Annotated in this window: 12 protein-coding genes; 9 read left to right on the top strand and 3 right to left on the bottom strand. The window is 71.8% G+C overall.

The window, feature by feature from the left end; genetic code table 11:
• Positions 1-136 precede the first annotated feature (136 nt).
• Positions 137-1,018 (bottom strand): SDR family NAD(P)-dependent oxidoreductase, encoded by an 882-nt coding sequence (locus A3CQ_RS61675; protein WP_051115250.1) that lies wholly within the window; start codon positions 1,016-1,018, stop codon positions 137-139.
• A 175-nt stretch (positions 1,019-1,193) separates the two neighbouring features.
• On the opposite strand from A3CQ_RS61675, the gene A3CQ_RS62105 reads away from it, so the two are divergent.
• From A3CQ_RS62105 to A3CQ_RS0115300, 4 genes are all read left to right on the top strand, one after another.
• Positions 1,194-4,310 (top strand): WD40 repeat domain-containing serine/threonine protein kinase, encoded by a 3,117-nt coding sequence (locus tag A3CQ_RS62105; RefSeq protein WP_084699086.1) that lies wholly within the window; start codon positions 1,194-1,196, stop codon positions 4,308-4,310.
• A gap of 98 nt (positions 4,311-4,408) precedes the next feature.
• Entirely contained in the window at positions 4,409-4,765 is a 357-nt protein-coding gene (locus tag A3CQ_RS52965) for a hypothetical protein (protein ID WP_157295910.1), read from the top strand.
• 63 nt (positions 4,766-4,828) lie between these two features.
• Positions 4,829-5,995 carry a Na+/H+ antiporter NhaA gene (gene nhaA / locus A3CQ_RS52960; RefSeq protein WP_245577235.1) on the top strand — a complete coding sequence of 389 codons (1,167 nt, stop codon included), beginning with the start codon at positions 4,829-4,831 and terminating at the stop codon, positions 5,993-5,995.
• 85 nt (positions 5,996-6,080) lie between these two features.
• On the top strand, positions 6,081-6,350 hold the full coding sequence (locus tag A3CQ_RS0115300) for an Lrp/AsnC ligand binding domain-containing protein (protein WP_026205728.1): 270 nt from the start codon (positions 6,081-6,083) through the stop codon (positions 6,348-6,350).
• A 37-nt stretch (positions 6,351-6,387) separates the two neighbouring features.
• On the opposite strand, the gene A3CQ_RS0115295 is transcribed toward A3CQ_RS0115300, so the two are convergent.
• Entirely contained in the window at positions 6,388-7,473 is a 1,086-nt protein-coding gene (locus A3CQ_RS0115295; RefSeq protein WP_020511813.1) for a hypothetical protein, read from the bottom strand.
• A 123-nt stretch (positions 7,474-7,596) separates the two neighbouring features.
• On the opposite strand from A3CQ_RS0115295, the gene A3CQ_RS0115290 reads away from it, so the two are divergent.
• Genes A3CQ_RS0115290 through A3CQ_RS0115270 form a run of 5 tightly spaced genes read left to right on the top strand, consistent with a single transcriptional unit; the run spans position 7,597 to position 13,587 of the window.
• Positions 7,597-9,546 (top strand): putative bifunctional diguanylate cyclase/phosphodiesterase, encoded by a 1,950-nt coding sequence (locus tag A3CQ_RS0115290; protein WP_020511812.1) that lies wholly within the window; start codon positions 7,597-7,599, stop codon positions 9,544-9,546.
• The gene (locus A3CQ_RS0115285) at positions 9,543-10,433 is read left to right on the top strand and encodes an ABC transporter substrate-binding protein (RefSeq protein ID WP_020511811.1); all 891 of its coding nucleotides are present in this window, start codon (positions 9,543-9,545) and stop codon (positions 10,431-10,433) included. Before A3CQ_RS0115290 ends, A3CQ_RS0115285 begins: the two co-directional genes overlap by 4 nt.
• A 33-nt stretch (positions 10,434-10,466) precedes the next feature.
• The gene (locus A3CQ_RS0115280) at positions 10,467-11,072 is read left to right on the top strand and encodes a TetR/AcrR family transcriptional regulator (protein WP_020511810.1); all 606 of its coding nucleotides are present in this window, start codon (positions 10,467-10,469) and stop codon (positions 11,070-11,072) included.
• Positions 11,073-11,074: 2 nt separating this feature from the next.
• Complete coding sequence (locus A3CQ_RS0115275) at positions 11,075-12,013, top strand: ABC transporter ATP-binding protein (protein WP_020511809.1); 939 nt, start codon at positions 11,075-11,077, stop codon at positions 12,011-12,013.
• Complete coding sequence (locus tag A3CQ_RS0115270) at positions 12,010-13,587, top strand: ABC transporter permease (protein ID WP_020511808.1); 1,578 nt, start codon at positions 12,010-12,012, stop codon at positions 13,585-13,587. Before A3CQ_RS0115275 ends, A3CQ_RS0115270 begins: the two co-directional genes overlap by 4 nt.
• Here A3CQ_RS0115270 and A3CQ_RS64215 read toward each other — a convergent pair.
• Positions 13,584-13,781, bottom strand: a complete 198-nt coding sequence (locus A3CQ_RS64215) for a hypothetical protein (protein WP_020511807.1) — start codon at positions 13,779-13,781, stop codon at positions 13,584-13,586. The genes A3CQ_RS0115270 and A3CQ_RS64215 overlap by 4 nt on opposite strands.
• Positions 13,782-13,796 lie beyond the last annotated feature (15 nt).

Raw genomic sequence — 13,796 nt, 5'->3', positions numbered from 1 at the left:
AGGGCAACCCGTTCGCGAACGTGATCCGCTACCTGATCTTCGGGCAGGGTGAGGTGGCCCCGGTGACCCGGGAGATCCTCCGGCAGGCCGAGCCCGATCGGCAGCGGCGCCCGCACGTCCACGTCGGCTGAGCTCCTCAGGCCGCCGGCTTCACGGCATTCTTCGCCGAGCCGTTCGCCGAGCCGTTCGCCGAGCCGTTCGCCGAGCCGTTCGCCGAGCCGTTCGCCGAGCCGTTCGCCGAGCCGTTCGCCGAGCCGTTCGCCGCGCTCTTCGTCGCGGCGTAGTCCCAGCCGAGCAGCCGGGCCGACGATCGCCACAGGTGGCGCAGCGAGGCGTCGTCGTAGACCGGCGGCGCGGCGTCGGCCCGCAGGAAGCCCTCGTAGTAGAAGCCGTCGCCGGCGCCCAGCACGGCCGCGGCGCCGTCGGCGACCGGCAACCCGCCCCGGCCGTAGAAGACGTCGAAGCTGCCCGTGCCGATCGTGCCGGGGTGCACGGCGCAGGCGCGGATCCGGTCCTCGGCGATGACCCGGAGCGCCCGGGTGAACATGGTCAGGGCGAGCTTCGCGTTCGCGTACCCGGCCCGGCCGGTCTGGTCGAAGGCGAGAGTGCCCTCGCGGTGCAGCGCCGAGGTCACCGAGACGACCCGGCCGCCCGCCGCCGTGAGGGACGGGGCGAGCAGCCGGGTCAGCGCGTAGTGCGCCAGGTAGTTGATCTGGAACGCGGCCGGATGGACGGCCACGCCCGCGTTGTTGATCAGCAGGTCGAGGCGCTCGTGCCGGCGGGTGATCGCTTGGGCCAGCGAGAGCACGTCGCCCATCCGCGCGTAGTCGGCCGCGACCGGCTCCAGCCGGTGCGGGTCGGCGCCGTCGCGGATCAGACGGTCGACGGCGGCGTGCGCCTCCCCGGGGGTCGGCCCGTGCACGATGACAAAGGTGTCCTGGTGAGCCAGACGGCGGGACACCTCGTACCCGATGCCGTGCGTTGCCCCGGTGACCAAGGCGGTGCGGCGGTGAGCCACGGACGTACTCCTCTTGTGTCGTACTGGCTCACCGCAGCCAGCATCGCTCGGGGCCGGGGCGGCGGCAACGGGCGTTGACGGAGCTTTGACAGAAGTCCTCGCCACGGGCGCGGCGGTTGTAATGTGCTGATGCGCGATTCATATTGATTGATCTTGATGAGAGACGCCGGCCGTGATGACAAGCGCCCTGCGAATTGACGATCCAGTTCTGCTCGGTGGTTACGAATTGCTGGCTCGCCTCGGCGAGGGCGGCATGGGAACCGTCTACCTTGCCAAGGGTCACGGCGACCGGCAGGTCGCCATAAAGGTCATCAAACCGGAGAATTCCCGCGATCCCGAGTTTCGCGCCCGATTTCGCAGCGAAGTGGAACGCGCCCGCCGGGTGCCGCCTTTCTGCACGGCCGAGGTTCTCGACGCCGACCCCGACCACGAAACCCCGTATCTCGTCGTCGAGTACGTGGACGGGCCGAGCCTGGGCGACGTGGTCCGCGAGCAGGGGCCGCTGAGCGCCGCGAACGTCCACGGTGTCGCGATCGGGGTGGCCACCGCGCTGGTCGCCATCCACGGCGCCGGCATCATCCACCGCGATCTCAAACCGGCGAACGTGCTGTTCAAGCTGGGCACGCCCAAGGTGATCGACTTCGGCATCGCGCAGCCGACCGAGCCGACCAGCGCGCTCACCCGGCCCGATCACGTGGTCGGCACCCTCGCGTACATGGCGCCGGAGCGCTTCGACACCGGCCGGGGTATCCCCATCACGCCGGCGGCCGACGTGTTCGCCTGGGGTGTCGTGGTGACCTACGCGGCTACCGGTCACCTCCCGTTCGCCGGCGACTCGCCGATGGCGACCGCGGGCCAGATCCTCACCCAGCCGCCCAACCTCTCGGGACTGTCCGGCGGCTTCCGCGATCTCGTGGCGTCCACTCTCGAGAAAGATCCGGCGAAGCGGCCGACCGCCGCCGAGCTGCTCGAACGGTTGCTGACCGCGGAGCCGGTCGACCCGGAGACCCGACGGGCGGCGTACGCGGCCCGGGCCCGCGTGCGGGCGCGCCGCACCATGCGGCGGGTGGTCCGGGTGACCGCGGCGGTCTGCGTGCTGGCGCTGGCCGCCGCCGTGCCGGCCCGGATCGTGCTGCGCGAGCGGGCGGCCGACCGGGACAGCGCGGCGGCCGCCCTGCGGGTGGCGCACACGGCCGTGGCCGACAACCTGGTCACGCAGTCCCGGGACGCTCGGCAGACCGACCCGGCGTTGTCGCTGCGCCTGGCGGCCACGGCGATGGGCCTCACCCCGAGCGAGACCACCCGGGCCAACCTGACCGACGCGATCGCCACCGGATACTCCGGCGAGATCCCCGCGCACCACCCGGTCGCGGTGGCCCGGTACCGGCCGGACGGGCAGGTCGTGGCGCTGGCCGGCACCGACGGGACGCTGACGTTCTGGGCCGGCACCGTCATGGCCGGCACGATCCAGAGTGGCGACCCGTTCGTCAACGACGTCGCGTTCAGCCCGGACGGGCGGACCGTCGCCGTGATCGGGAAGCGGCTGCAGCTCTGGGACGTGCACGACCTCGCCGCCCCGCGGCAGCTGAGCTCCGCCGCGGCCGAGCGCGGCGACGGGCGGCTGGTCCGGTTCGCCGGCGCCGGACGGCTGGTCACCAGCGCGGGCGCGGCCATCGCGATGTGGGACGTCCGCGATCCCCGCCATCCGCGCCGCCTCTGGCGGGTTACCGGGACGGGCGACTACGCCACCGCCGCCGCCGTGAACGCCCACGGGGTGTACCTGCTGGCGACCGGTGACACCGTGACCGTCTGGTCGGGCTCGGGGCAGGCCAAGCCGAGCGTGATCGCTCAGTACGACCGGCTGGACTCGGTCAAGGACATCGCAATCAACCCGGCCGGCACGCTGGTCGCGATCGCGCTCGACGCCGTGGACAACCCGGTGTGGCTCTACGACCTGACCGACCGGGCCCAGCCGCGCCGCCTCGTCTATCCGCCCGACGCCCGGAACGCGGCCACGCTCGCCTTCGCGCCGGACGGCGGCCTGCTGGCCATCGCGGACAACGACGAGCATGTGACGCTGTGGGACGTACGGAATCCGTCCTTGCCGATCCTGACCGGCACCCGCGACGGCAACGGCGACTCGGTGACCTCGATGGCCTTCGCCCCCGGCGGCGGACCGGGCGGGTCCGGCGGGACCCTGCTCACCGCGAGCCTCGGCGCCACGCACACCGCGATGCTGTGGCGAGCCACGAGCCCCCTCGCTCCGGTTCGGATCGCCTCGGTCCGGCAGTCCGGACCGGTCGCGTCGCTGGACGTCTCGGCGAGCGAGACCATGGCGGTCGAGTCGTCGAGCGGCTCGCGGTCCACCGCGGCTTCCTGGGACATCAAGGACCCCGCCCATCCCCAGCTCCTGACCGGCCCGGTGGCGCTGGACGCGGAGGCGGCGGAGAACGGCGCCGTGCGGATGGGCCCGGAGCAGCCGGCGATCGCGCTGGCCGGGTCGGGGCTCTGGGACGTCGGCCCCGGCCGTCCGGCCCGGCGAGTGCTCTCCATGGGCGCCACCGTTCTCGACTTCGATCCGGCCGCCCGGCTCGCCGTCGTCCAGTCCGACGTCGGGCTGGCCCTCTACAGCACCGCGGCCGGCGGGCAGGCCCGCAAGGTCTCCTCGATCGCGATGCCGACGGCGATCAGCGCGTCGTTCGTCCGCGGCCGGCACCAGCTCGTGGCGATGTCGACCGGGACCGTGCACGACGAGTCCATCGGGCTGTGGGACCTGCGGGACCCGGCCCACCCGCGCCCGATCGCCGCCCACTCGTACCCCGGCTTCGGCAGCGGCGCCACGGTCAGCGCCGACGGCGGCACGATCGCCTACTGGACCACCGACGGCGTCCGGCTCTGGCGGCCCGCGACCGGCGCCGACTCCGTTCTGATCCCCAAGGCGTCGCTGCGGGAGAGGGACGGCGGCATGCGGATCATCGGCGGCGCGTTCTCGGCGGACGGGTCGGTGCTCGCGCTGAGCGGCTCGGACGAGGTCGAGCTGTGGAGCGTGCCGTCGACTGGTCAGGCCGCCCTGCTCGCCACGATGCGGGGCCACGTCGACGGGACCGCGTTCAGCCGGAGCCGGCCGATCCTGGCGACGGGCGACGGCGCGTACGTGAATCTCTGGAATGTGGACCGCACCCTCGGCATCCTGCGCGACCCCACGCCGGAGGCCTGCCGGCTGGGCGGCGGCCTCACCGCGGCCGAATGGCCGCGCTACGTCAGAGATCTGCCGTACGCGCCGGTCTGCTGATCGGGAAGCGTGAACAAACCGTCAACAAGCGGCGCCGGGTCGTACCGGGTCCGTCAACGAACCTGTCGGCCGCGTGACGGCGGCGGTGCGATGGCCGTATGCGTAGTCCCGATGTTGATGAGGTGGCGTTCGGCCTGGCCGGCGGCTGCGTCGGCGTGATCGGCGCCGCGTTCGTGAGCGCGGCCGCGTTCCCGCCGGCCGAGACCGGGGCCCGGCTGCTGGTGATGGCGCTGGCCGCCGGGGTGATCGCCGCGATCGTCGCCGACTGGCGGGCGTGGCTGGGCGTCACGGTCTTCGCGGCGCTGGTCTATGTGGGCTTCCTGGCCGGGCACGACGGCACCCTGACCGTGCACGGTTCGGCCTGGGCGTCCACCCTGCTGATCGCGTTCGCGGCCCTGCTCGGCCGGGGTCAGCGCTGGATGCGGCAGGCCCTGGAGCGGCGCCCGGTGCACTAAACTGGGCCCGGGTGTGCCGGGAAGCCTGGTCGGCGACCGTTTTGCCGACCCCTGGAGGCTTCCGTGCCCGGTCCACGCCTGTTCGCCCGGGGTGCGCGCCGCGAAGTGCGGCGCATCGCCGCCATCCTCCGCACCGAGACCACTGGTGGCCTGCTCATGCTCGGGGCCACCGTGCTGGCGCTGGCCTGGGCGAACTCGCCGTGGTCGGCCTCCTATCGGGAGATCTCCGAGAGCCACTTCCTCGGTCTCACGGCGGCCGAGTGGGCCGCCGACGGACTGCTGGCGATCTTCTTCTTCGTGGCGGGACTCGAGCTCAAGCGCGAGTTCGTCGCCGGTGACCTGCGCGATCCGCGCCGGGCCGCGCTGCCGGTGGCCGCGGCGGTCGGGGGCATGGTGGCGCCCGCGCTGATCTACACGGTGATCAACGCCGGTGGCGCGACGCGGGGCTGGGCGGTGCCGACGGCCACCGACATCGCCTTCGCGCTGGCCGTGCTCGGCCTGGTCAACACCGCCCTGCCGACCGGCCTGCGCACGTTCCTGCTGACCCTCGCGGTGGTCGACGACCTGCTGGCCATCGTGATCATCGCGGTCTTCTTCACCTCGTCGCTGCACGTTGTGCCGCTGCTGCTCGCCCTCGCCCCGCTGGCCGCGTTCGCGGTGCTCATGCGCCGGGGCGTACAAGCGTGGTGGATTTTGATTCCGCTGGCGGTGGCGACGTGGGCGCTGGTGCACGAGTCGGGCATTCACGCCACGGTCGCCGGGGTGCTGCTCGCCTTCACGGTGCCGGTCAAGCGCGGCGTGCGTCTGGAGCACCGCTGGCGGCCGGTCTCGGCGGGGGTGGCGGTGCCCGTCTTCGCGTTCTTCGCGGCGGGGGTCTCGGTGGCGGGCGTGAGCGTCGGCAACGCCGTCACGATCGGCGTGGTCGTGGGCCTGGTGGCCGGCAAGACGATCGGCATCACCGGGGCGACCTGGCTGGTGCAGCGCTTCACCCGGGCCGAGCTCGACGGCGACCTGGACTGGTGGGACGTGGCCGGGATGGCGATGCTCGGCGGCGTCGGCTTCACCGTGTCGATGCTGATCGGCGAGCTCGCCTTCGGCGCCGGGAGCCCCCGAGACCAAAGCGCCAAGCTGGGGGTTCTGCTCGGCTCGCTGGTCGCGGCGCTGCTCGGTGCGGCCCTTTTGCGCGTACGGGATCGGCACTACCGCCGTTTGCTGGCGTCCGACTCGTAACCGGCCCGTCAACAAACACTTGGCGAGCGCACCAAACTCGTGAACGCACCGCGTGATCCGCCCGCGCCGCACCGACCATCGAGTCATGGTCCCCGAAGACGAGCCGCACCACGAGGCGATCGTCTGCGTGCGGCTGGCCCGCAGCGTCGCCGGCAGCAAACTGCTCGAGCACCTGCGAGCCCAGCCGTACGTGGTCTCCGCCTGGTGGATAGCCGCCGACATAGACGCCGTAGTCCTGCTCTCCGCCCCCAGCATGCGCGACCTGCACCGAGCCGTGAACGACCTGCACCTTCTCGGCGGCGCGCTGGAAACCGACACCGACATGATCCTGCGACCCATGACCCTGTCGGGCTGACGTGGTGGGGGCCGCCCGAACCGGGCGGCCCCTTCTCTTACCGGAAAAGCTCTGTTCGTTCCGCTAGCACCGAGGCTCGGCCGTCGCGCAGGCCGAGGACTGTGGCGTGGGCGTCGTTGTGGTGGTAGGCGCCGGTGCCGGAGAGGGCGATCAGGTCGCCGCGGGCGGTGTCGGCCGGTAGCAGTACCGGAACGCCGGCCACGGTCATGGGGTTCAGCGGGGCGCGGGAGACGCGGCCTACCAGGCGGGCCGCGTGGGGCTCGCCGCAGGTGCAGTCCGGGCCGTCGACGGTGTCGGGGTCGAGCAGGCGGTAGACCGTGGTGCCGGCCGGTCCGACCAGGGCGCGGCCGGGGGAGACGGTCAGCCGGGGCGGGACGATCGCGTAGCGGTCGGTGGCCAGGGCCAGCAGGCCGCGCACCCGGGAGGCGAACGCGGCCGTGGCGAAGTCGTTCGAATAGCCGCCGCCTAGGTTCAGGACCGGCACCGGGCGCCGCAGCCGGGCCTGGATCACGGCGCAGAACGCGGCCGCCTCGCGCAGATGTGCCTCGTACGCGCCGAACCGGCTCAGACGGTGACCGATGGAGAGGTCCAGGCCCCGGAAATCGAGTCGTCCGAGATCGGCGATCGCGCTCAACGACGTACCGGAGCCGAGGCGGAAGCCACCGCGGCCGCAAGCGGATGTCACGCGAAGAAGCACCCGCTGGCCGGCCGGAGCCCGGCGATGCAGGGCCGCGACGTCACCCGGAGAGCGCGCCACGATGGTGGCGCCGCAGGCGAACGCCGCGTCCATGTCCTCCAGCGAGATCGACGGGCCGGTCAGCGTGATCCGCGCGGGCGGGAATCCGGCCCGCAACGCCGTCGTGAGCGCGCCACCACCGCCGACGAAACACCCCAGACCGGACGACGCGATCCACTCGGCGAGGCCCGGGTGGAGACCGGCCTTCGCGCTGTAGGCGACCGCGTCCGCCCCGAACGCGGCGGCGTACCCGGCGCAGCGGCGACCCACCTCCCGCTCGTCGAGCACCTGCAGCGGCGTCCCGTGCGCGGCCACGAGCTCGGCGAGTGGATCGTGGTGTAGCGCGGCGAACGAGCGGACGGAGGGGAGTAGGTCGGCAAGCGTCATGAGGGTAAAGGTCCGTCCGGCGGCCGGGCGCGCGACAGGGCCGGATACGGGACGTTCACGGTGCGCGGCCCGATGTTGACGGACTTTTCTCAACCGAACCGCAACCATGTCGATAGACGATCCGTGCGGCGGCGGAGAAGTGCTCGGCGGGAGACGCGGTCAGGATCGCGGCTCTTCGCGACCTATGCCGTCGCCAGCCTCCTGCCGGTCGGCGCGCTCGGCCTGCTGCTGCTCTCCGGCACTCGCGACGACGCCACCAAGCAGGGCCAGGACCAGGGCAAGGCGCAGGCCGCGGTGATCGCCGAGATGGCCATCGCCCCGGCCCTCGACGACGCCGACCTGACCCGCGGGGTGACCGCCGGCCAGCGGGACAGCCTCGCCAAGGCCACCGACCTGGCGCTGTACCACGGGTCGGTGCTGCGGATGCGGCTGCGCAACTTCAACGGTCAGGTGATCTTCTCGGACGACGGGTCGACCTCCGGCGGCGTGCCGGTCGGCGATCCGGCGTTCCAGTCGGCCTCGAACGGGACGGCCACCGCGACCCTGGTCAAGGATCCGGAGGCGCCGGGCGGACAGATCATCCGGGTGCTTCAGCCGATCTTCGCGCGGGCCTCCGGCGAGGCGATCGGGGTGCTCGAGCTCTACCTCCCGTACGACAAGATCGCCGCCCGCCTGCACGAGCAGATGACGGTCACCTACCGACGGCTCGGTATCGGCCTCGGCCTGCTCTACCTGGCCATGGGTCTGATCTCCTGGTCGACGACCCGCTCGCTGCGCCGGTACGCCGCCCGGCAGGAGCACGAGGCGTTGCACGACGGGCTCACCGGCCTGCCCAACCGGGAGGCGTTCCGGCAGCGGGCCTCGGCCGCGGTGACCGACCGGCGGGACGGCGCCGGTGGGGCGGTGGTGGTCGTCGACCTCAACCGCTTCAAGGAGGTCAACGACACCCTCGGGCACCACGCCGGCGACGAGCTGCTGCGGGTGATCACCGCTCGGCTGCGCACGGCCCTGCGCACCGAGGACACCGCGGCCCGGCTCGGCGGCGACGAGTTCGCCCTGATCCTGCCCGGTCTGGACCCGCCGGACGTGCGCGCGCTGCTCGAGCGGGTGCGCGCCGAGCTCACCCGCGAGATGGTGCTCGACGGCGTGCCGCTGACCATCGAGGCGAGCTTCGGGGTCGCTCTCTACCCGGCCCACGGCGAGGACGTGGAACAGCTGCTGCGGCACGCCGACGCGGCCATGTACCAGGGCAAGCGCGGGGCCGCGGACATCGTCGTCTACGCCGGCGAGCGGATGGCGCACCCGACGCAGTGGCTGGTCGTGCAGGCCGAGCTGCGGCACGCGCTGGAACGCGACGAGCTGGTGCTCTACTACCAGCCCAAGATCAGGCTGGCCGACGGCGCGGTCTGCGGCGTCGAGGCGTTGGTGCGCTGGCAGCACCCCGAGCGCGGGCTGCTGCCGCCGTCGGAGTTCCTGCCGGCCGCGGAGCAGTCCGGCCTGATCGAGCCGCTCACCACGTGGGTCCTGCGGCGCGCGCTGGCCGACCAGCGGGAGTGGACGGCGGCCGGTCGTGACTGGACGGTCTCGGTGAACGTGTCGGCCCGCAACCTGGAGTCGGCCGAGTTCGGCCCGCTCGTCGTCGGGCTGATCGAGGAGTTCGGCGTGGCGCCCGGCCGGCTCACCATGGAGATCACCGAGACCGCCGCGATCGTCGACGTGGAGATCGCGCGACAAGCGTTGCGGGCGCTCTCCGCGCTCGGCGTCGGGCTCTCGATCGACGACTTCGGTACGGGCTACACCAGCCTCGCCCGGCTGCGCGGCGTGCCGCTGACCGAGCTCAAGATCGATCGTACGTTCGTGGACGGCGTACTCGCCGATCCCGAGAACCAGGCGATCGTGCGGTCGGTGGTCACGCTCGCGCACGGCCTCGGATGCCGGGTCACCGCCGAGGGCGTGGAGACCGCCGAGGTGGCGGCGTGGATCGCCGAGTCCGGATGTGACGAGGCCCAGGGATATCTGTACTCGCGGCCGGTGCCGTGGGCCGACGTACCGATGATGGAGGAAGTCCGATGAAAGCGCTCGCTCTCTCCCTCGTCGCGGTGGCTCTGGTCGCCGGCTGCGGATCGGCCTCGTCGCCGGCGGCTACCGCCCAGGCCGTCGACAACGGCGTCCCGTTCGACCAGGCGCTGCACGACAAACTGCCGCCCTCGGTGCGCAACACCGGCACGCTGCGGTTCGTCACCGACGCCAGCTACCCGCCCATGGAGCAGTTCGCGCCGGACGGCCGCACGATCGTCGGCTTCGAGCCTGATCTCGCCGACGCGCTCGGCCGGGTCCTCGGCGTCAAGATCCAGATGGTGACCGGGCCGTTCCAGACCGCGCTCGACCGGGTGGCCGACGGCACGTACGACGGCGTGCTCTCGGCGGTGACCGACACCGAGGAGCGGGAGAAGAAGACCGACTTCGTCGACTACTTCTCGGCCGGCACGTCGATCATCGTGCAGCGCGGCAACCCGAGCGCCATCGCCGAGCTGACCAACCTGTGCGGGCACGTCGTCGCGGCCGAGCAGGGCACCGTGCAGGCCGACCTGCTGCACCGCTCGCAGAGCGGCTGCGGCGACCGGCCCATGCAGATCAACCAGTACAAGACCAACGCCGACGCTCTCCTGCAGCTGCGCACCGGGCGGGCGGCGGCGGTGCTCAACGACTACCCGGCGGCGTCGTACCTGGCCGAGGACAGCCGGACCAGCAACTACTACCAGCTGGCCTCGGGCGCGCAGTACGAGCCCGGGCTGTTCGGCATCCCGGTCGCCAAGGGCAACACCCAGCTCCGGGACGCCCTGAAGGGCGCGTTGGACAAGGTCATCGCGTCCGGTCAGTACGCGGATCTGCTCACCCGCTGGGGCGTGAGTGACGGAGCAGTCAAAAACGCGACCGTCAACGGTGCGTTAACGGACTGACGCCGCTACACGCGTGTGTAGTAGGCTACACGCGTGAGTAGTCAGAGCGATCTCACGGCGCGTGCCCGCATCCGGGACGCCGCCATCGAGCTGTTCGCCGACCGGGGCATCGAGGGCGCCACGATCCGCGACATCGCGCAGAAGGCCGGGGTTTCCTCCGGGCTGTTGCGGCACCATTTCGGCTCCAAGGAGGGCCTCCGCGACGCCTGCGACGAGTACGTGCTGAGCGAGCTGATCGGCATCGGCAACCGCTTCATCGAGTTCCAGACGGTCGACGCGATCACGCCCGGCATCCTGCGCATGCAGCGGTACATCACCCGCTCGGTGCTCGACGGCTCGCCCGCCGGCTCCGCGCTGTTCGACCGCCTCATCGAGTACGGCGAGCGCTGGTTCGACACGTCCGACGTCAAGTCCGCCGACCCGAAGGCGTTCATCGCCGTGCTCAGCGTGATGAAGATGTCCATGCTGACCTCGCGCGACCTGCTGACCCGCATCCTCGGCGTCGACACCGGCGAGCCCGAGGGCTGGGCGCGCGTGCTCAAGGCATCCCTGGAGATCTTCTCGACGCCTCTGATCACCACCGATCAGGCCGACCTGGCGCGTGGGGCGCTGGACCGGCTCCACACCCCCGAGGAGTAACCATGACCGAGGCCATCGAAGCCGAGGGACTGATCAAACGGTTCGGCAAGGTATCCGCCCTGGACGGGCTCGACCTGAGTGTCGAGACCGGCGAGGTGCACGGTTTCCTCGGTCCGAACGGCGCCGGCAAGACCACGACGATCCGCATCCTGCTCGGCCTGATGCGCCACGACGGCGGCAAGGTGAGCCTGCTCGGCGGCGACCCATGGTCGTCGGCGACGGCGCTGCACCGCCGCCTCGCGTACGTGCCGGGTGATGTGACCCTGTGGCCGAACCTCACCGGCGGCGAGGTGATCGATCTGCTCGGCCGGCTGCGCGGCGGCCTGGATCCTTCGCGGAAAGATGAACTGCTCGAGCGCTTCCAGCTCGACCCCCGCAAGAAGGGCCGCACCTACTCCAAGGGCAACCGGCAGAAGGTGGCGCTGGTCGCGGCCCTCGCCTCCGATGTGGAACTGCTCGTCCTCGACGAGCCCACCAGCGGCCTCGACCCGCTGATGGAGGAGGTGTTCCGCGAGGTCATCCTGCAGGAGAAACGGCGCGGCGACCGCACGGTGCTGCTGTCCAGCCACATCCTCGCCGAGGTCGAGGCGCTCTGCGACCGGCTCACGATCATCCGCGAGGGCCGGACGGTCGAGACCGGCACCCTCGATCAAATGCGTCACCTCACGCGTACGTCGATCCAGGCCGAGCTGACCGGCCCGCCGGACGGTCTGGCCACCATGGCCGGGGTGCACGATCTGCGTACCGACAACGGCAAGGTGCGCTTCGACGTGGACACCGACGCGCTCGAGCCGGCCCTGCAGACGCTGGTCAAGGTCGGCGTGCGCAGCCTGGTCAGCCAGCCGCCGTCGCTCGAGGAGCTGTTCCTCCGGCAGTACCAGAAGGACGAGCTCCCGAAGGCTGAGCTTCCCAAGGCTGAGCTTCCCAAGGACGTGCGATGACCGGCGTCGGCAAGCTCATCCGGCTCATCCTGCGCCGCGACCGCGTCATCATGCCGATCTGGGTGCTCGTCTTCGGGCTGCTCCCGGCCGGCTACTACAGCTCCTTCCAGGGCCTGTTCCCGACCGACGCCGAGCGCATCCAGTACGCGACGGTCTCGGCGGACAACGCGGGGTTCGTCGCCCTCTACGGCCTGCTCAAGGGCGACTCGTTCGCCGTGCTGACCAACTGGCGAGCCGGCTTCGTGCCCGTCATGATCGGCTTGGTCGCCCTGCTCACGGTCATCCGGCACACCAGGGTCGACGAGGAGGCCGGCCGCACCGAGCTGATCGGCTCCACGGTGACCGGACGGCACGCCCCGCTGGCCGCCGCGCTGATCACCACAGTCGGCGCGTGCACCGTGCTCGGGCTGCTCACCTTTGCCGTGATGGCCGGGCAGAGCGGCTCGACCAGCGGCTCGCTCGCGTTCGGCGCCGAGTTAGCGGCCAGCGGCTGGATCTTCGCGGCGGTCGCGGCGATCACCGCCCAGCTGACCAGCAGCGCCCGCGCCGCCCGCTCGATCGCGATCGTCGCGCTCGGCGTCTCGTACGCGCTGCGCGTCGGCGGCGACATCTCCGCGCTCGGCACCGGCGGCCTGTCCTGGCTTTCCTGGGTCTCGCCGCTCGGCTGGGTGACCCGCATCTTCCCGTACGGCCCGCTGAACTGGTGGCCGGTCGTGCTGTCGGTGCTGCTCAGCGTGGTGGCGGTCGGTGTCGCGGTCTACCTGCGCGGGTTGCGCGACCTCGGCGACGGCCTGTTCGCGGCGCGGCTCGGTCGTGCGTCCGCCGCGGCGAGCCTGAGCACGCCGCTGGCGCTGGCCTGGCGCCTGCACCGCGGCCTGCTGGTCGGCTGGACCGTCGGGCTCGGCCTGCTCGGGCTGATCTTCGGCGGGGTCGGCGGCAGCGTCCTCGACATCGCCCAGGACAACAAGGGCCTGACCGACATCTTCGCCCGCCTGGGCGGCTCCAGCCAGCTGGTGAACAGCTATTTCGCCGGTACGGCCGGAATCGTGGGCCTGATCGCCGCGTGCTACGCGGTCCAGGCCACTCTCCGCCTGCGCGACGAGGAGACCACCGGTCACGCCGAGGCCGTCCTCGCGACCTCGGTGTCGCGGTTCGCCTGGGCCGGCAGCCACCTGCTGTTCTCCCTGCTGGGGCCCGCGCTGGCGCTGTTCGCCGAGGGCCTGGTGTCCGGGCTCGTCTCCACCTCCGGCAACTTCGGCGACATCCTCGGCGGCGTGCTGCTCCAGCTCCCGGCCGTCTGGGTGCTGGCCTCGGTCGCGGTCCTGTTGTTCGGGGTGCTGCCCCGCTGGTCGCTGGTGGCCTGGGCGGCGCCGGCCGCGTGCCTGCTGATCCTGCTGGTCGGCGAGACGCTGCAGCTCAGCCAGTGGCTACTGGATCTCTCGCCGTTCACCCACATCCCGCACCTACCGGGCGGCGACTTCTCGGCGACGCCGGTGATCACCTTGATCGCGGTGGCCGTGGTCGTGGGCGCCGTCGGACTCGTCGGCCTGCGCCGGCGGAACATACCGGACTAGGGCGTAACTGGCGGATCACGGAGCCTGTCGAGGGTTTCGGCGAGGTCGAGTGTGGCCTGGTAGGAGTCGATTCGCTTGTCGTGCCTGGTCGCCAGGCCGCGCCAGTGCTTGCGCCGGTTGAAGCCGCGTTCGACCTGGCCACGTTTCTTGCAGGCGTGCGGGTCGAACGCGGGCGGGCGACCGCGGTCCGGCACGGCCCGTGCTGGGCA

Origin of the sequence: Paractinoplanes globisporus DSM 43857, assembly GCF_000379645.1 — a bacterium.
Classification (GTDB): domain Bacteria; phylum Actinomycetota; class Actinomycetes; order Mycobacteriales; family Micromonosporaceae; genus Actinoplanes; species Actinoplanes globisporus.
Note: the sequence above shows the minus strand (reverse complement) of the source record. Positions and strands in the feature narration are given on the sequence as shown.